At 63.4% G+C, this 18177-nt stretch carries 16 protein-coding genes; 9 read left to right on the top strand and 7 right to left on the bottom strand.

Annotated elements, in window-relative coordinates; all coding sequences use genetic code 11:
• The first annotated feature begins 240 nt into the window (after positions 1-240).
• The 5 genes from P0D70_RS07615 to P0D70_RS07595 all read left to right on the top strand — a co-directional run bounded on the left by P0D70_RS07615 (position 241) and on the right by P0D70_RS07595 (position 5118).
• The gene (locus tag P0D70_RS07615; RefSeq protein ID WP_408183964.1) at positions 241-1185 is read left to right on the top strand and encodes a metallophosphoesterase family protein; all 945 of its coding nucleotides are present in this window, start codon (positions 241-243) and stop codon (positions 1183-1185) included.
• A 30-nt stretch (positions 1186-1215) separates the two neighbouring features.
• Complete coding sequence (locus P0D70_RS07610) at positions 1216-1560, top strand: cupredoxin domain-containing protein (RefSeq protein WP_408183963.1); 345 nt, start codon at positions 1216-1218, stop codon at positions 1558-1560.
• Positions 1561-2232: 672 nt separating this feature from the next.
• Entirely contained in the window at positions 2233-2925 is a 693-nt protein-coding gene (locus tag P0D70_RS07605; protein WP_408183962.1) for a hypothetical protein, read from the top strand.
• A gap of 40 nt (positions 2926-2965) precedes the next feature.
• Positions 2966-4030, top strand: a complete 1065-nt coding sequence (locus tag P0D70_RS07600) for a diguanylate cyclase domain-containing protein (RefSeq protein WP_408183961.1) — start codon at positions 2966-2968, stop codon at positions 4028-4030.
• A gap of 233 nt (positions 4031-4263) precedes the next feature.
• Positions 4264-5118 (top strand): phytochelatin synthase family protein, encoded by an 855-nt coding sequence (locus P0D70_RS07595; RefSeq protein ID WP_408183960.1) that lies wholly within the window; start codon positions 4264-4266, stop codon positions 5116-5118.
• 135 nt (positions 5119-5253) lie between these two features.
• On the opposite strand, the gene P0D70_RS07590 is transcribed toward P0D70_RS07595, so the two are convergent.
• From P0D70_RS07590 to P0D70_RS07570, 5 genes are all read right to left on the bottom strand, one after another.
• Positions 5254-6678, bottom strand: coding sequence for a DUF1254 domain-containing protein (locus P0D70_RS07590; RefSeq protein ID WP_408183959.1), 1425 nt, complete (start codon positions 6676-6678; stop codon positions 5254-5256).
• 203 nt (positions 6679-6881) lie between these two features.
• A complete protein-coding gene (locus tag P0D70_RS07585) occupies positions 6882-7325 on the bottom strand; it encodes a VOC family protein (protein ID WP_408183958.1) in 444 nt (147 codons plus the stop codon).
• A gap of 133 nt (positions 7326-7458) precedes the next feature.
• On the bottom strand, positions 7459-9048 hold the full coding sequence (glgA, locus tag P0D70_RS07580) for a glycogen synthase GlgA (RefSeq protein WP_408183957.1): 1590 nt from the start codon (positions 9046-9048) through the stop codon (positions 7459-7461).
• A 314-nt stretch (positions 9049-9362) separates the two neighbouring features.
• Positions 9363-10835, bottom strand: coding sequence for a sodium:solute symporter family protein (locus P0D70_RS07575; protein ID WP_091808232.1), 1473 nt, complete (start codon positions 10833-10835; stop codon positions 9363-9365).
• The gene (locus P0D70_RS07570; protein ID WP_091808235.1) at positions 10832-11047 is read right to left on the bottom strand and encodes a DUF3311 domain-containing protein; all 216 of its coding nucleotides are present in this window, start codon (positions 11045-11047) and stop codon (positions 10832-10834) included. Before P0D70_RS07570 ends, P0D70_RS07575 begins: the two co-directional genes overlap by 4 nt.
• A 364-nt stretch (positions 11048-11411) precedes the next feature.
• Between P0D70_RS07570 and P0D70_RS07565 the strand changes: the two genes are divergently transcribed.
• From P0D70_RS07565 to P0D70_RS07555, 3 genes are all read left to right on the top strand, one after another.
• The gene (locus P0D70_RS07565) at positions 11412-12089 is read left to right on the top strand and encodes a MarC family protein (protein ID WP_091809292.1); all 678 of its coding nucleotides are present in this window, start codon (positions 11412-11414) and stop codon (positions 12087-12089) included.
• 70 nt (positions 12090-12159) lie between these two features.
• The gene (locus tag P0D70_RS07560) at positions 12160-12993 is read left to right on the top strand and encodes a class II glutamine amidotransferase (protein ID WP_408183956.1); all 834 of its coding nucleotides are present in this window, start codon (positions 12160-12162) and stop codon (positions 12991-12993) included.
• Between the two features lie 17 nt (positions 12994-13010).
• The gene (locus tag P0D70_RS07555; RefSeq protein ID WP_408183955.1) at positions 13011-13871 is read left to right on the top strand and encodes an MBL fold metallo-hydrolase; all 861 of its coding nucleotides are present in this window, start codon (positions 13011-13013) and stop codon (positions 13869-13871) included.
• An 18-nt stretch (positions 13872-13889) separates the two neighbouring features.
• On the opposite strand, the gene P0D70_RS07550 is transcribed toward P0D70_RS07555, so the two are convergent.
• Both P0D70_RS07550 and P0D70_RS07545 read right to left on the bottom strand, forming a co-directional pair.
• Complete coding sequence (locus P0D70_RS07550) at positions 13890-15644, bottom strand: cobaltochelatase CobT-related protein (RefSeq protein ID WP_408183970.1); 1755 nt, start codon at positions 15642-15644, stop codon at positions 13890-13892.
• 5 nt (positions 15645-15649) lie between these two features.
• Positions 15650-16879 (bottom strand): AAA family ATPase, encoded by a 1230-nt coding sequence (locus tag P0D70_RS07545; protein WP_408183954.1) that lies wholly within the window; start codon positions 16877-16879, stop codon positions 15650-15652.
• Between the two features lie 181 nt (positions 16880-17060).
• Here P0D70_RS07545 and P0D70_RS07540 point away from each other — a divergent pair, with 181 nt between their 5' ends.
• Positions 17061-18167: a porin gene (locus tag P0D70_RS07540; RefSeq protein WP_494478131.1), complete on the top strand. Its 1107-nt coding sequence runs from the start codon at positions 17061-17063 to the stop codon at positions 18165-18167.
• Positions 18168-18177: the final 10 nt, after the last annotated feature.

The raw sequence follows: 18177 nt of genomic DNA, 5'->3' as shown, positions 1-18177 counted from the left end.
CACCCCCCGGGCCCCCCACGCCCATAACCCCCACGGCCCCCGCCGCCCCGCGCCCCCCCCCCCCATGCAGCGAGGCGGGCCGCTTTTTCGTTGCAGCTGTGCCGACTGACAAAAAAGACCTGCGCGATGGATTACCCCGGGAATAAAACCGGGGCCGGTCCAGTCATGCCTGACGAACCGATCCGCAAGGGCCGCCGGATAATCCGCGGCCCGTCTGCGACTCTTTATCGTGAGGTCAACATGTCGTCAGATCATTCGTTCGACGCGTCGCGTCGCGGCGCGCTGAAGTGTCTTGCATTCGGTGGCCTCGGCACCGTATTCGTTTTGTCCGGCGGGATACTGACGCCGGTGGAACTGGCGCTCGCCGCCGACCAGAAATCGTCCGCGGCCGGCTCGGGCGTGCCGCTTTTCCTGCAGATCAGCGACTCGCACATCGGCTTTAACAAGGAAGCCAACCCGGACGTGGCGGGCACGCTGAAGCAGACCATCGAGTACGTCAACGCGATGCCGGTCAAGCCCGCGCTGACTATCCATACCGGCGATATCACGCACCTTTCCAAACCTGCGGAGTTCGATCTCGCGGCCCAGTTGATGTCCGGTCTGAAGATCACCGAGCTGCATACCGTGCCCGGCGAGCACGACGTGACGGACGGCCCCGGAACGGAATACTTCAGCCGGTTCGGCAAGCCCTCGGACAACAAGGGCTATTACAGCTTCGACCACCAGGGCGTGCACTTCGTCGGCCTCGTCAACGTCATGCACTTCAAGCCGAACGGCCTGGGCGGTCTGGGCGACGAACAGCTCGAGTGGCTCGAAAACGATCTGAAGGGGCGTTCGTCCAGCACACCGATCGTCGTGTTCGCGCATATGCCGATGTGGACGATCTACGAGCCATGGGGCTGGGGCACCGGCGATGCCGGACAGGCGATGAGCTATCTGAAGCGCTTCGGCTCGGTGACGGTGCTGAACGGCCACATTCATCAGATCGTGTCGAAAGTGGAGGGCAACATCACCTTCCATACGGCGCGCTCGACGGCCTATCCGCAGCCAACGGCCGGCAACGGAACCGGCCCCGGACCTTTGACGGTGGCTAGCGACCAGCTCCCGAAAATGCTTGGGGTCACCAGCATCAAAGTCACGCGGCATCCGCTCAAGGCGACGCTGAACGACACGACACTGGTTTGATCGTCACTTTCTTCTTGCAGGAGATCAGTTATGCAAACTAAAAACATTCGCCGCATTTTTCTCGTAATGGCTGCCAGTTCGGCATTGTTTGCGGCATTGTCGGGGTTCTCGGTGGCGCGGGCGGAAACGCCGAACGCGGTCGTCATCAAGAACTTCATGTTCTCGCCGATGGAACTGACGGTCAAAGCCGGCTCGACTGTGACCTGGAAAAACCTCGACGGCGAGCCGCATACCGTCGTGAACGACGCGGGCATGTTTCGCTCCGCCGCGCTCGATCAGAACGACACTTACCAGTTCAAGTTCGATAAGCCAGGCGTGTACAAGGTGTTTTGCGGCATCCACCCGAATATGAAGGAAACGATTACCGTGCAGTAAGCGCCGAAATAGGAGAGATCCCGGCGCGGCCTTCGCCGTGGGAACGGCAAGATGCGACGACCCGGGTTTCCACACGCAGTCTCCACACTCAAAATAACAGTAGCCGCCTCGCGCCGAAACCGAGCTTCCAGACGCCAGCGCGAGCGTCGCCGGCAGGCGCGCGACACGAGGTGATTGACCGGTGCTCGTGGAGGCGGGATGCGGCGTTCTCCGCGCCGATCAAGGCAAGCCACGCGCGACGCGATTCGATCTGATCCCGCGCGAGTGCAGGCGGTGCTTGTCATTGTTTGCAGCCAATGGCCGGATATCGGGAATGGCACTTGCGTTTAAGACATGAGACGTCAAGCGCGAGCAAGCCATTGCGCCTGAGCGTGGCTGTCGCATCACCCCACAGCCGTCCGCTCGCCGCCCGCCGCGTGCGGCTTGCACGGCCTGCAGACGCACCTTGCGAAGGCTGCCGACATTGCGCGCGACTACCAGCGTCGTAGAAGTTTTACCTGTTTCTCCAACGCAACCCTGCCTCGCCAAGACGCCGTTTAAAGCGCAGCATTGCCGTGTTGTTCTCGTGCGTTGAGGGGGCTCAATTCGTCGAGCGGCTTTGCCTCGATCTGCAAGATCGTGTGAATAAAGCCTGCCGACAGATCAGACATAAGGATTTCGGAGAGTACTGCGATGTTCAATGATCCCAACTTGCCCCACTCTCTGGCCGCCGGCCTGGATGTCGGCGGCCGAATGAACGGTTTGCCACTTTCCGCTGCGCCGCCGCGGTTCGGACGCTTCGCCATGTGCGTGGCTGTGGCCAGCGCGCTCGCGATCGGCGTGATGGGTACGGTGGCGTACGGTGTCTGGTTCAATCACGATCAGAAGGCCTACACCGAAGCAATGGCCGGCGCACGGCAAGCGCTCGGTAGCGGCGCATCGGGGAGTGCGGCGGTGGTTGCACGAACCAGCGGCGCGACATCGTTGCCGTCAGCGCCGGCGGAACGCAGCCCCACGGTGACGGCAGCACCCACCGTCGACGATCCGGAAGCGGGCGGGCAGTTAGCCACCTGGTCTGGTGAGGTCAAACGGCATTCGCCACCGACGCTCCAGACAAACTTCGTGACAGATGCGGCGCCCGACGCGCCTGCTTCCTCTGCCAGCGCGGCCCGACGTTCGGCAAGCGTCGGCGCGCCTGCCGTGCAGCAAGCGGTCCCGTCGCGAGCGGGTAAAGATAGTCGTGCAACGCCGCAGGAGCGCCGTACGACCTTGGCGAACGCGAAGCATAAAGACAACGCGTTCACCCGCATCGGGCTCTTTTTTCGTCGAGTGAACTATCGGCAGCATGGCAACGCAAATCGGCAAGACATCTATTCCCATCCCTGAGCGACGACGTGGCGCTCGCATGGGTCCGGCAGGCGCCTTCATGACCCGGTTCAGGCGGGCGCCCGCCATATTGGCCGGCGCCTCGCTGGTCTGTCTGCTGGCTGGTCTTCTGTATCTCGCCTCGCAGATCAGAACGATCTTCTCCGATCAGTTGAAACAGGAATACGCCGGGCTCGTGCTCGAAGCGGCAGGCCGCGCTGACAGTGCGCGTGCCATGGTCGAGGTATGGCGGCAACGCCCCGGTGATCGCGAGGCGCAAGCGCAGGGTTACCGGCAGGCACGTGCCGAACTCGCCGATCGCCTCGGGGCGCTCGCGGCATTGGTGAACGCCAGCCCGTCTGCCGCGCCGCACATGCCCGGCTCGGCGTTGATGGCTGACGCCAGTCTGAGCGAGACCGAGGCGCTGCTGGCCACGGTCTCCGCGCATTGGCGGGCACTGCGCGATGCCGATGGCGCGGACATACGCCTGCGGGTTGCCCACGTCGCGAACGTGCTGATCGCGCTGGCTGCGCTGCTGTTCTGTTTGTTGCTCACCGCGCTCGGCATGTACGCCAAACGCAATCGTCAACTGGTGGGCGAGTCGTACGAATTCGAGTACGCCGCGTTGCACGATCCGCTCACCACGCTGCCGAACCGGCGCCAGCTGTTCGCCGTGCTCGACGATGCAGCGGCGAACCCGCAGCCAGGACCGGCGCCTCGCAAAATCGCCGTGCTGTATGTGGATCTGGATGGTTTCAAGCAGGTCAACGACTCGCATGGCCACCGTGCGGGCGACGAATTCCTGATCGCGGTATCGCGGCGTTTTCGCGAGTCGGTGCGCAAACGCGACGTTGTCGCGCGCATTGGCGGCGACGAATTCGCGGTACTGATACACGAATTCTCCACGGCCGACGAACTGGCCGAGGTTGCCCGGCGGCTGATTGCGTGCGTGGTGGCGACCGATGAGCAGATGGGACTCGGGCTGGTGCGCGCGAGTATCGGCATTGCCAGCTTTCCCGACCTCGTCGGCGACTACCAGCGTCTCGTGGCCGCGGCGGACGAGGCGATGTACCGCGTCAAGCGCAGCGGCAAAAACGGTTACGCTTTCACGGCGAAAGCTGACTGAGCGCACACTCGGCGCGTGTATGCATGTTTGCGTGTGCGCATCCTCGGTGCGGAGCAGGGTTGTGCCTCTTCAGCTTCACTTTCCGCCCCGGCATTCGAATACCCCTACGCGATGACCTCGCGCGCACGCTGAGCTGTGTTTCGTGTTACAAAAACGAGGCTCGACGACGTGTGCATGATTCATGCGCCGGCGCGATCGTGGTCGATGCGAATTCGGTCCCAGCGGAAAGATCCATGTCCAGATATTCGATGATGCGCGCCGTGGGGCGCTTGAAGCAGCCGGAGTGGCTCGTCGCCATTCTGGTCGCGACCTTGGCTGCCTGCGCGCCGGTGCCGCCGGCGCCTGTTCAACCTGGCGCTCAACCGGCTGTCATTCAACCGGCCGCACAGCCCGGCAATCAGCCCGGCGCTCAGGCTACAGCACGCACGGCCGCAGGGTCGCTGCCGGTCCCGCCAAACCTGGTTGCGCTGGCGCAGCCGGCCGGTCAGAAACGATTGACGGGTGCAGTGTCCAACCAGTCATACTGGCCGCTCTCGCAGTATTTCGAAACCCAGCGTAACGAAGCCTATTGCTCCGTGGCCACGTCGGTCATGGCGCTCAATGCACTGGGCATTCGCCGGCCCGAGTCGACGCAATATCCGGATTTTCCGTTCTTCTCGCAGGACGATTTTTTCCGCGCAATCGATCCGCAGGTCGCCAACGCCGCGCAGGTGTCGAGGGAGGGCATGACGCTCGACCAGCTCAGCACGGCCCTCACTGCATTTCCGGTCGCGGTCAGGAAATATCACGCCGCGGACCTGTCGCTCGGTCAGTTCCGCGATATCGTGCGCGCGACCACGGCGCACAACGACCGCTTTGTGCTGTTGAATTTCCGGCGCATGGAAATCGGCGAAGCGGGTGGCGGACACTGGTCGCCGCTCGGCGCTTACGACTCGGCGAGCGACAGCGCGTTGCTGCTCGATGTGGCGCGTTACAAATATCCGGCCGTCTGGGTGCCGGTCGCGCAGTTGTACGCAGCGGCGCTGGCGGTGGATAGCGTGAGCGGACTGTCGCGCGGCATCGTGATTATCGGCAAGCGGCAGAATTAGAAGCGGGTTGCCGATGCATCGAGAAGACTTCGACGTGACGCGTTCAGTGCGAGCCATTCATGGCTCGCACCTGGCACCAGGCATTAGACAGCAAGCAGCAAGCAGCAAGCAGCACGCATCACACACGCGCCAAACCTATTTCACCCGCTTCACCACCGGTGTCTTCCACTTGCCGTCCAGCAGCGCCGGTTTGGGCCAGTAGAAGCGCATGGTGATCATGAACGGCCCATCCGGCGCCGGCAGCCAGTTGGCCTCTTTGCCCTTGCCCGGCGACTTCGCCTGAATATAGATCGTCAGGCCGCCATCGCGATCCTTCCTGAGTTGCGGCAGCATGGGCGAATTGATCAGATAGCGATCGATCGGATTCTTCACGAGCAACTGACTGGGCAGCGCGTACATGGTCACCGACCAGAACGCATTCACTGGCGGCAATTGTCCCTTCGGAAACCGCAGCACGTAGCGACGCTGACTGCCGTCGAGGGGCTGGCCGGCCGAATCCTTGTCGAGCACCGGATACAACGCCTCCTCGCGCGAGTTCGCGCCGATGCCGACCTGGGTGCCGGTGGCGCGCGCCACGTAGTCGTTCTTCAGATACTCGCGCGAGCCGAATAGCGTGTCGGTCTTGCCGCCGAGTGAAGCGCGCCTGTCGTCGATCGCCTTCTGACCATCCTGCATGCCGGCCTGAAAGGCCGCTTTCTGCTCGGGTGAGAGCGCGTTGACATCGAACCGTTTGCCGGGCACGACGCCGATCTGTGCAAAGCGGCTGCGCAGCCCCGCTTCGTCCGGATTGACCGGCGCGAACTGCAGCACGAAGGCAAGTTCATTGAAGAACTCGAGCGATGTCCGCGCGGTGGCCGGTGCGATCGGCTTGATCCACTGCACTGGCGGCGCGGTGGGTGCGGGTTTGCTGCCGGTGAACGCCGACAGCGTTTGCACCTTGTAGCCCGCCTGAATCTGCTTGACGTTGTCGAGGTCGTCCGGATTGAACAATTGCGTGCGCCCGACCACGTTCACGAGATCGGTCTCGGAACGGATGACCTGCGTGATGCCATTGGGCGTCTGCCCGTTCCAGCGTGGTCCCGCGATCAGGAACGTGCCGCCGTTGTTGCCCGTCGTGCGGCTGCCGATATACGCGAAGTTAAAGGTGTAGAGGTCCATCAACTGGAACACGAAGTAGCGCTTCGGGTCCATGGGCGGGATGGTGATCACTACCGGTTCCGCGCGCAGGTCGAGGCCGGCGAACGAGTAGGGTGTATCGGAGTTGGGCGTGACGAAGGCGGTGTCGTCCGGCGTGAAAACGCGCGAGATGTTCAGGATGGAATTGAACGGGCCTTTGTATTGCGGGTTGGTGGAGTCCACCGAAAACGCATACATGATGCCGTATGAATCGACCATTGGCGTGCCGTAGAGATAGGCGTCTTTGGCGATCGAGCGGATGTCGGCGCTACTGGCGGTGACCGGGGCGACAGGGGCTCTGGCGAAGTCGTTGGTAGGCGCCGTCTGGCAGGCGGCGAGGGCGATGGCCAATAGCGCGGCAGCGATAGTTCGTGTTCTGTACATTGCGACCCTTGCGAATGCGCCGTGCAAGACGGCAGCGTGATCATTCGGACAGCGCGGGATAACAGAGGCAACAGAGGCAACAGCAAACCGGACTCGCAGTGCAGACGTTCTGCACGCCGCAGCTTGCCTAATGCCGGGGCAAGCTGTCAAGCGGCTTTCGGCAGGCTGGGTGGACAAAGTGTGGGAGCGCGAAAGGCCGCGCGTCATGACGTCATGCGTGGCGAATCGTCCGTATGCGCAGAAGAAGCCGGTGACGTGTCGACCCATGAACTGTTCTGCAAAACGATCCGATAGCCATCCGGATCTTCGAAAGTTTTGCCCTGACGGTCCCAATAGGGATTCTCAGATTCGCAGGCCATTGCGCCGAGCGCTTCGAGCCGTTCGACGGCCGCACACCATGCATCGCGCTCAGGCAGATAGAGCACGAGAAGGTGCTCGGTGGTCGGCGCCCGGTCCACGGTCACGCCGTGTTGATGCGTGAACTCGAGGTGCCAGGGGCAGCCTCGCCGTCCCACGATGACGCCATCGAAGCCCGCGTGATTCTCGAAGCGCGCGAGGACTTCGAAGTCCAGCCCGCGGGTGTAGAAATCGGTGACCTTATGCAGATCGTTAGTGGGGCGGGCGACCCGGAGAACGGGCGAATGCATCGGCGACTCCACGAAACATGGCAGGCCGCATAGCATAACGTGTCAGTTGCGGCGCGCAGCCGATAACCTTAGCCGGGTGCCTCAAACCGATTACGAAACTTGATTACGAATCCCCCATCACGCCATCACGCCACTACGCGCTGCGCGCCATCTCGCCGAGGCCCGCATTGAAGTCTTCCCTGCGGCCACTCGCAGCGGCAGCCGCCCGCGGCCGAACCGCAGTCTTGCGAATCCGCGTATCGCGCAGCGCCGGACGTGCATCCACCAGATCCGCATACAGCGCGAGATAGTTCGAAGTCGACGTGTCCCAACCGAAGTCGCGGCTCATCGCGTTACGCTGCAACACGTGCCACGACGATGGCTCCACGAACGCGGACAGCGCGCGGCCCAGTGCATGCATGACGTCGTCCGGGCCTTCGCCGTCGAACAGGAAGCCGGTTGCCTTGCTGTCGCCGCGTGGATCGTACGGCAGATAATCGACGATCGTATCGGCCAGGCCGCCGACACGCGACGCCACCGGAATCGTGCCATAGCGCATCGCGTAGAGCTGCGTGAGTCCGCAGGGTTCGAAGCGGCTGCCATGCAGCAGAATGTCCGCGCCCGCATGCAGCATGTGCGCGCGCCGCTCGTCATAGCCGATCTGCACGCCGACGCGCCCCGGCCATGCCGCCGCGATGTCCTGCAGTGCCTGTTCGATACCATGCTCGCCCTGACCGAGAATCGCGAACTGCAAGCGCGGATGCCGTTCGAGCAGCGCCGGCAGCGTATGCACGACGACATCGGCGAGCTTCTGTTCGGTAAGTCGGCTGCCGATGGCGACCAGCGGCGCGAACGGATCGCGCGTGAGACCGAAGGCCTCTTGCAGTTCACGCTTGCAGGCTTGCTTGCCGGCGGTGTCGTCGACGGAATAGGGGCGGGCGATGTGTTTGTCGGTGGCGGGATTCCAGACCGTGGTGTCGATGCCGTTGACGATACCCGACAGCTTGCCGGCCTGCGCCTGCAATACGCCTTCCATGCCGTGGCCGAAACGCGGCGTCAGGATTTCGCGTGCATAGCGGCGGCTCACGGTGGTGACGCGATCGGCATGCACAATGCCGGCTTTCATCATGCTGAGCGAGCCGTAGAACTCGATGCTGCGTTCGTCCGACAGCGCAGGCGCCAGCAATTCGGGCGGCACGCCGATCCAGCCGCCCATGGCGAGCGGATGGTTGCCCTGGAACGCGAGGTTGTGAATCGTGAACACGCTTTTCGCGGCAACGCCCGCGAGCCGCAGGTAAAGGGGCGTGAGTCCTGCATGCCAATCGTGCGCGTGCACGATGTCGGGGCGCTTCACGTTGCGCACGCCACGCGCCACCCGCGCGGCCGCTGCCGCGAGCGAGGCGAAGCGGGTCAGGTTGTCCAGGTAGTCGCGCCCCTGCGGATCGCGGTACAGGCCTTCGCGAGCAAACAGGTGATCCATCTGCAGAAGCAGCACCGGTATGCAGGTGTCGGGCATCTGGCCGCGCAGGAGCCGTGCGTCGCCGCCGGGCAGGCCTGTCATGCGCGCGACCGGCGCGACCTCGACGGCGCGTTCGAGCGCGGCCGGATAGGCGGGCATCAGGATCGAGACATCGACGCCGGCATCGCGCAGGGCGGCGGCGTATGCACTGACCATGTCGCCGAGTCCGCCGGATTTGGCGAGCGGCAGGGCTTCGGAAGCGACGAGAAGAACGTTGAGCGGCAAAGCGGCCCCCAAGGACGGGATTTGTGCACTTGCACAGTGCGGTGAGATGCGTTGAGCTGTCCTTTCAGCAAGGGGTGTGCCTGATGTTTGGGTCGTTATTGTGGCGGCGCGCAAGGTTTGTGTTGCAGTGCGGACAAGCGGCTTTTTGGCTGCGGGCGCCTATTTAAATGTCTTGACCGTGCGCCGCACCGCAATGCGTTTTTTCATTCGTGTGTAGATTTGACTTTCTGTTTCTCGACGCAGGCGTGGGGCTTGAAATGAAAAGGGGCTGTCGCCGAAGCGACAGCCCCTTTCGACAACTGCCGGAAAAAGTCTTAATGCACCGGCGCGTGGGTCTGCTCGACCGGCCGCGGCTGCGTCATCGCGCTCACCGCCGCGAACACGATGATATTCACCGCCAGCGCGAGGAACCCGATATTGACGTCCTTCAGCGCGTCGGGCAGGAACGGCATCAACTGACCGACGCTCAGGTGCATGGTCGTCGTCACGGCCACCACCGCCACTCCCGCCAGAATCCCGCAAAACGCGCCCTGTTTGGTCGCGCGGTTATGCGGACGCAGGCTGCAGATCACCGCAGGGAAGAGCTGGGTCACGAAGCTGTAACCCATCAGCAGCAACGCCACGATGGTTTCGCCGCCTTGCAGCGTGAAGCCGACCGCCACCAGCGCCACGACCGGCACGAGCACACGCGCGAGCGTCGCCACTGTGGCGTCCGACGCGTTGCGGTTCACCATGCCGCGATACACGTCGTTGGCGAGCAGCGTGGACGCGGACGTGAGGATCATCGAGCCGGGCACCAGCGCGGTCAGAATCCCGGCCGCGCCGATCACGCCGACGAACCACGGGTCGAAGGTCTGCAACGACAGGCGGAACAACGACAGGTCGATGTCGCCGCCCTTCAGACCCGGCACCTTCAGCGTCGCCGCAAAGCCCACGAAGAACACGAACAGCAGAATCAGCTGGTACAGCGGCAGGACCATCGCGTTACGGCGGAAGATGCGCTCGTCCTTCGCGGTGAAGATCGAACCGAACGTATGCGGCCACATGAAGAAGCCGAGCGCCGTGAGCAATACCGTCGACTGGAACCACGTCACGCTCGAACCCTTGGCCGGGAAGGTCAGGAAGCCGGGGCGCGCGGCGTCGATCGCGTGGAACATCTCGCCGAAGCCGCCGTAATAGTGCAGCGGCAAATAGATGCCGAGGAACAACACAATGGCCAGAATCAGCAGATCCTTCACCACCGAATTCCACGCCGAACCGCGCACGCCCGAAACGATCACATAAGCGGTCACGACGCACGCGCCGATCCACACGGCCGCCGTCGACGAAATCGCCCCGTACGAGGCCGTCGCCACGATAATGCCGAGCCCCTTCAGCTGCAGCACGAGGTAGGGAATCAGCGCGGCCACGCCGACCAATGCGACCAGCGTGCCGAGCGCCGGGCTTTCGTATTTGCGCGTGAAGAAGTGCGGCTGCGAGACGAGCCGGTGTTTTTTCGCATAACGCCAGATGGGCGGCAACATCCAGTACGAAAGGATGTACGCGAGCGTGCCGTAGGCCAGAATGTAATAGACCGGCGCGCCCTTGCCATATGCAAAGCCACTGCCGCCGAGGAAGGTGAAGGTCGTATAGATTTCGCCTGCCATCAGCAGGAACACGAAGGCCGTGCCGAAGCTGCGGCCACCCACGGTCCATTGTTCGAGACTCATGTCGTGGCCGCGCTTGGCGCGCACGCCCAGGTAAAGCGCAAACAGCGTAATCGCCGCAATGATGATGAGTGCGCTCATGAGCTGGCCTCCTCGCCATCCACGGCGAGCTGACGGTTGGACGGGTCCAGACGGTAGATGATCGCCATGATGATCGAACTGAGCACCACCCACATGACGATCCAGGCCAGCACGAACGGCATGCCGAGCATCAGCGGCTCGACACGATTTACAAACGGGACACCGAGCAGAATGCCGATGAACGGCAGCGCGGCGAGTACACGAAGCAACATGGGGGCAACTCCTCGAACTGGTAAGTACGTCTCGTTGAAAGTGCGGCTTCGCTGGGGACTGTATGCCTGATGCTTTGGTCGCGTAAAGCAGGTCAAAAAAGTGTAGGCTTTCTGAAAGTTGCGGGCGCACCTTCATGGGTTCCGGTTGCTGCGTTGCAAGGCGGCAAGCGCGGCGTGGCGCGCCGCGGCACACGCTCAAGCGCCGGGCTTTTTTACGATCCTGGTTGGCGCGCCGCGATATGATCTCGCCACGCAACGCAAGCGTCATCGGAATCGCCGGAGAGACTCCGGTTTCATCAACATGGCGCGGCGCGCCGGGTACACAGACGAGCTACCCGAGCCGCCGCTCGACACGGAAACGCATATGGTCGAAAGTCTGATCCCGGACATTCTGTTTGGCTTTACCGGGCTGATCAGCATCATCAACCCGATCGGCATTGCTTTCGTCTTCCTCGACCGGACTGCTTCGCTGAGCACGGAAGAGCGCACGTTGCTGGCCCGCAAGATCGCCATCAACGTGGTGTGTGTGCTGCTGGTGGCGTTCTTCATCGGAACGCCGATCCTGCATTTCTTCGGCATCTCCATGCAGGCGCTGCGCATTGGTGGCGGCCTCGCCGTCGCCGTGGGCGGCTGGCAGATGCTCAACGCGCCCGACACGCAACCAGGCGAGCAGCCGGCAGTCAAACGGGTGGACGCGGACAACGCAATGTCGAAGGCGTTTTTCCCCTTTACCATTCCGTTGACCACCGGGCCGGGCTCGATCGCCACCGCCATTGCACTCACCGCTAACCGCACGCATAAGCTCTCGGAGTTCGTGATTTCGAGCATTGCGTCGGTCGTGATCTCGCTCGCCGTGGCCGTCACGGTGTATCTGGTCTATAGCCGCGCGGTGATTTTCGCCAAGTATCTCGGCGTGGAAGGCACCAAGGTCGCCATGCGTGTATCTTCCTTTTTGCTGCTGTGCATCGGCGTGCAGATCATGCTGACCGGCTTCTCCGAATTCCTGATTCCGATTGCGACACTGCAACCGGTGGTCAAATAGACGCATCCCCGGCGGCCTGCTGTTCCATCCGGCACCGGGGGCGCTCACGCACCCGACAGGAGAACACTCCATGTGCCGTTGGCTTGCTTATACGGGCAACCCGCTTCAACTGGAAACGGTGCTGTTCAACGCCAAACACTCCTTGATCGACCAGAGCCTGCATTCGCGGCTTGGCTACACCACGACCAATGGCGACGGCTTCGGCATCGGCTGGTACGGCGATCCGACGGATATTCCGTTTCGCTACCGCTGCATCCAGCCGGCGTGGAGCGATCGCAATCTGCGCGAAGCCGCGCGGGCGATCCGCGCACCGCTGTTCGTCGCGCATGTGCGTTCGGCAACGGATACGCCTTCGCAGGAAACCAACTGTCATCCATTCCGTCACGGCCGGTGGCTCTTCGCGCACAATGGTCTGATCCGCAACTATCCGGCCGTGCGCCGCGATCTGATGGTGAAGATCGACCCCGATCTGTTTCCGTCAATCGAAGGTTCGACCGATTCCGAGGTGATGTTTTTTCTCGCGCTGACCTTCGGTCTGGAACTGGCGCCGGTCATCGCGCTAGAGCGGATGGTCGCCTTCGTCGAGCAAACCGGCCGCGAGCACGGCGTGGATGAACCGCTGAACATGACGGTGTGCGTCACCGACGGCGAGCAGATCGTAGCCGTGCGCTATTCGAGCGAAAGGCAGTCACGCTCGCTTTTTCACAGCAGCTCGTTCCGTCATCTGCACGAGCTGTATCCGGACGATCCGCGCATTGCGGCGGTCGGCGCGAATGCGTTTCTGGTGTTGTCCGAACCGCTTGCGGACTTGCCGGGCTGGTGGGAAGAGATTCCCGAAAGCACGGTGGTGGTGGCGCGCGGCGGCCAGATCGAACAGTATCCGTTCAAGCCGCAAGCGGCGTGAGCGTCGAGGAGCCGACCATGACGCCTCAGATCGAAGCGTTTTACGATGCCACCACCGGCACTTTCACCTATGTCGTCTACGCGTCCGAAGGCTCGGCGTGCGCGGTGATCGATCCGGTGCTCGACTACGATCCGAAGTCGGGCGGTACGTCGACGGAGTCGGCGGAGCGCGTCGTCGCGTTCGTCAACGCGCATGGGCTGCGTGTTCAGTGGCTGCTCGAAACGCACGCGCATGCCGATCACCTGTCGGCCGCGCAGTATCTGAAGGAAGCTTTGGGCGGCGAGATTGCCATTGGCGAGAGCATTCGCATCGTGCAGAGCACATTCAGGCGCATCTTCAATCTCGGCGAGGACGTGCCTGCCGACGGCCGCCAGTTCGACCATCTGTTCCAGCCGGGTGAGACGTTCAGCATCGGCGAGTTGAGCGGGGAGGCGTTGCATGTGCCGGGCCATACGCCGGCGGACATGGCGTACCGGATCGGCGATGCCGTGTTCGTGGGCGACACGCTGTTCATGCCGGATGTCGGCTCGGCGCGCTGCGACTTTCCCGGCGGCGATGCCCATACGCTGTACGAGTCCGTGCGCAGGCTGCTCGCGCTGCCGCCCGACACGCGGCTGTGCATGTGTCACGACTATCCGCCTCCGTCACGCGGGCCGCAATGGCAGACCACGGTGGCTGAACAGCGGCGCGGCAATATTCATTTGCACGACGGCGTGAGCGTGGCGGAGTTCGTGGCGATGCGCACCGCGCGCGACCGCACGCTCGGCATGCCGACGCTGATTCTGCCGGCCATCCAGGTCAATATCCGCGCGGGCAGCTTGCCGGAGCCGGAAGACAACGGCGTGCGGTACCTGAAGATTCCGCTGAACGCGTTTTGAGCCGCGTGGGCGCCGGCGTTACCGCGTGAGCAGCATCGAACTGAGTACGGAGAACACCGTCGCGGGCAGTTCGGCAAGGCGGCTCACTACCACGTTGTGCGGATAGAAGTCCTCGACCGCGTCGGTCAGTACGCCGATTCCGACCAGTTCGATACCGCGCTTGCCGATGGCCGCGACGCGCTCGCGCAAATCGCTGCGCAACACCTGCGGATCGCCGTCGCCGGTGGATGGGTAGCCATCGGAAAACACCATCAGAATGCGCCGTTCGGCCTGGTGATCGGCAAGCCGTGTCGCGGCCCAGGCCAGCGCCTCGCCGTCCGGATTCTCGTGCCCGCAGTCGATGGCGGCGATCCCGCTCATGTCGGTCGCGCCGAAGCGTTTATAGACTTTCAGATCGAGTCGTTCGACGAAGCGGTTATAGCGCCGTAAATCGGCGCCCGCTGCCCGTTGCCGCTCGTAGAGCTGCTTCATGGGCGCGGATTCGACCGAACAATAGCCGAGTACTTCGCAGTCGAACGATAACTGCGTCAGTGCATCGCACAAGGCGGCCGCGCACTGGCGCGCGAGTTCGATCTTGCGCCCGGCCATCGAACCGCTGCGGTCGATCAGCAGCGTCACGGCCACATCGCGTCCTTTGGCGGGCCGCTGCGTGCGAAACGGCGTGCGGTAGCCGGGCGAGGTCGCGAGCTTCGCCAATGCGGTGCGATCGATCTCGCCGCGCTCCTGCTCGCGGCGCCAGCGCGTGCGTTCGTCGGCGCTCAGCGCGCGTTCGAGCTTTTCCTTGAGCGGCGCGGTGTCCGCGCGCGCTTGCGTGCGTAGTTCGTGCCACGCGGCGCTGTCGCCCTGGCCCGTGAGATCGCGGATATCGTCGAATTCGGTGGCGAGCGGAATCGACAGCCGGGCTCGTGACGCGTCCGCCATCGAGCCGGCTGCTTCGCCTTCGGAACGCTCGGAGGGCTGCTGCGCGTCCGCGAGCGATTGACCCATGCCGACCGCGTTGTCCGCCTGCGCGCCACTGCTTCGATCGGACGGCGGCGAGGTCGCGCTGTTCTGATCGGGCCGCGTGGTTTCGTCATCGTCGCGCGGTGCGGACGACGACGCGGCCGTTTCCGTATCGATGTCTTCGAGCGGATCCGCGGTGAACGCCATGCTGTTCGCCTCGCCTGCGGACAGCGCGCGCACGCGCGCCACGAGTGCCTGCGCCGCAGCAATGCTCTGCGCGGTCGAACGGCTCGCGCGCGCCTCATCGAGCAAGTCCTGCGCGGCATGCAAGGCGGCGAGCAGCGACTGGCTCGCTTCGTTCCGCGTGGGCGACTCGTCCCACAACGCACGCTCCACCAGCCAGACCAGCCGGTCGCGCCAATGCAGCTTTGGCCAGCGTTGCAGCACGCGCTCGGCGGCATGCAGGCGCAACCTGCCGATGAACCAGCGCGCGCCCGGATATTCGTCGAGCAATTGCCCGCACACGCGGCGGTCTTCGACAACTTGCGCGAGAGTCGCGGCGATGCCCGCGGGCAGCGCGTCGAGCTGCGCGAGCGACGCATGCCTGGCGCGCGCGACCAGCAGGTCGAGATAGCCGATCAGCACATCGCGCTCGACCTCGCCATTCAACTCGTAGTCGGGAATCACGATGCGGCCTGGCTCGACGCGCGGACCATCCGGACTGAACGCGACCGTCACGCCGTACTGACCGGTCAGCACGCGGGCGACCTTGCTGAGTGTGGATTCGAATGCGAAGCCGCGCGTGTCGCGCGGATTGCGCGTGGCGTGCATGGTGTTCAAGCGTCGGCGGCCGGCGCGATGTGATGACGGATGATGCCGCGAATCAGCGCGGCGTCTTCCGGGCTCACCTTCGCATAAATTGCCGGGCCGGCTGCGCGTTCGGGGTCGCCCGTGCGCAGCATCAGTTCGGCCCAGTCGAGCAGGCGCCGGGTGGAGAACGCACTCGACAGGTCTTCGCGGGCGAACGCCGCGCGGCAGTCGGCGGCGATCGCGGCAAGCGTGGTGGCGAGCGCGCGCGTCATGTGCGGGGCGAGCGTGGCCATCAGCACGTCGGCTTCTTCAGCGGGTGTCAGATAGTCGAGTAGATAAACGCGCCAGCGATCCAGAAACGCCTCGTTCATCAGATTGGCGCCCTGATACAGATGCCGGAACTGACTCATTGCGCCGACCGCGTTTGCCGTGGCGAACAGCCGGAAGGCCGGATGCGGCGCGACGATCTCGTTGCCTTTCTCCTTCAGCACGAGGCGGCCGTGCGGTTCGAGCACGGCGGTGAGGGCGGCGAGAATGGACGGCTCGGCAAAATCGATTTCGTCGACGATCAGCCAGAGTCCTTCGCGCATGGCCGTGGGCAGTACGCCGTCCACCCAGATCGTCTCACCGCCCTTGACCGTCCAGAAACCGACAAAGTCGCCAACGGTGGTCTGCCCGTTCATGTTGGAGCGCAGCACGCCGTGATGCGAACGCGCCGCGACCTGTTCGATCAGGCTGGTCTTGCCCGCGCCGGTATGGCCGATCAGCATCACGCGCCGGTTCTCGACAATGTCCTCGACAATGTCGTTAAAGCGCTCGGAGAACAGATAGGCCGGGTTCAGGCGCGGCACGAGCGGATTGCCCACGCCGCAGGGCACATCCACACGACCGATGCGCACGGTCTCGCCGGTGCCTTCGACCTGCCGGTGTTTTGCCGCCGCGGTCCGTGCCGCGGCGCGCTGCAATTCCGGCATGAAGGCGACGCGCCCGGCCGCGGATTGCTCGCTTGCGGCATTGTCCGTCTCGATCGCGAAGCCTTCGCGGCGCCATTTCTTGAGCTTCGCGCGCAGATTTTCCGCATCGACAACGAGATCGATATCGACCGCGCCAGGTTCGCCGCCGTTGTCCACGCCATGTTCGAGGCGATAGTTTTCCGGCCGGTCTGCCACACTGACGCGCCACCATTCCGCGCCGCCTTCCGTTGCGCGTTGGTAGAGGCCAAGATTTTCGTCTTCGGTCAGTTCGGGCGCGTTCATGGCAAAGGTTGAATAGTCAATGACGAATAGTGCGTTGCGATTTGGCTGACGCCGAATGACCGACTATCTTATCTTGAGCGGCTTTCGAACTGCCAATTGCATTCCAGGCTGGCCGGCAGTTTCGAAACATTCGCAGTCCGCTTTGCCCTACATCGCGACAGAACAAATCGAAGGCAGAACAATGAGACTACATACAAAACTCATGGCTGCGCTGGCGGTGGCAAGTCCGCTGGCATATGGCCAAACGAGTGTGACGCTATATGGCCGCCTCGACGCGGGCCTGGAATATCTGAATCACATCAACAACGGCGCGGGTGGCAGTTCAAGCCGCTGGAGCGCGGAAGGAGGCGATTGGGGCACCAGTATGCTCGGCCTCAAAGGCAATGAAGACCTGGGCGGCGGCCTGAATGCGATCTTCAACCTCGAAACCGGCTTGCAGGTCATGAACGGCACGACAAGCGGCGGGCGGCTCTGGTCTCGGCGCGCGTTCGCGGGTTTGAAGAGCCAACAGTGGGGCACGTTGCAGGCCGGCCGTAATCTGTTTATCGATAGCGACGGCGTGTGGGAATTCGACCCGTTCGTGCAGCAGGCGTTTTCGTCGGCCTCGCTCGTGCGCGGGCGCAACTGGCAGCAGACGAGCAACAACGTCGAGTATCACAGCCCGGTGTTCTGGGGTTTCGACGTGCAGGCGCAATATGCGTTCGGCAACCAGCCAGGCGCGTTCAATAGCGGCGCGGTGGGCGAGTTCGGCCGCTCGGACGGCATCATGCTGACGTACCACTCGCCGCTCTTCGACGTGCGCGGCATCTACGACGAACTGCGTGACGTCAACGGTCACTTCAGCAACATCTTCCAGGCATCGCGCGAATATTTCGTGGGCGCGAACGTGCGCCTCGACTCGCTGAAACTGCAGGGCGCCTACACGCATTACTCAGCGCCCGATTCGCCGGCCGGCGTGGCCGACACCGCGGATCACTACTGGCTCGGCGCGACCTACACCTTCCAGCCCCGCTGGGCCGTGACGGCGGGGGGATTCTACGTGAAGGTGGGCGACGGATCGGGCGACACCGCGCACGATCCGTCCGGCCACGCGATGATGTACGTGCTCGGCACCACCTACAACCTGTCGAAGCGCACCTTCCTGTACGGCACGGTGGGTTACGTGCACAACGGCAGCAACTCGAATTTTTCGCTCGAAGCTTCGCCTCGCGATGCGGCCGGCAACACGAGTCCGCTCGTCGGCGAATCGCAAACCGGCGCTTATGTCGGGATGCTGCATCAGTTCTGAGGCCTGTCGG

Source organism: Paraburkholderia sp. RL17-381-BIF-C (genome assembly GCF_046026435.1).
GTDB lineage: Bacteria > Pseudomonadota > Gammaproteobacteria > Burkholderiales > Burkholderiaceae > Paraburkholderia.
The sequence above is the reverse complement of the archived record's forward strand: the minus strand, read 5'-3'. Positions and strand labels throughout refer to the sequence as shown.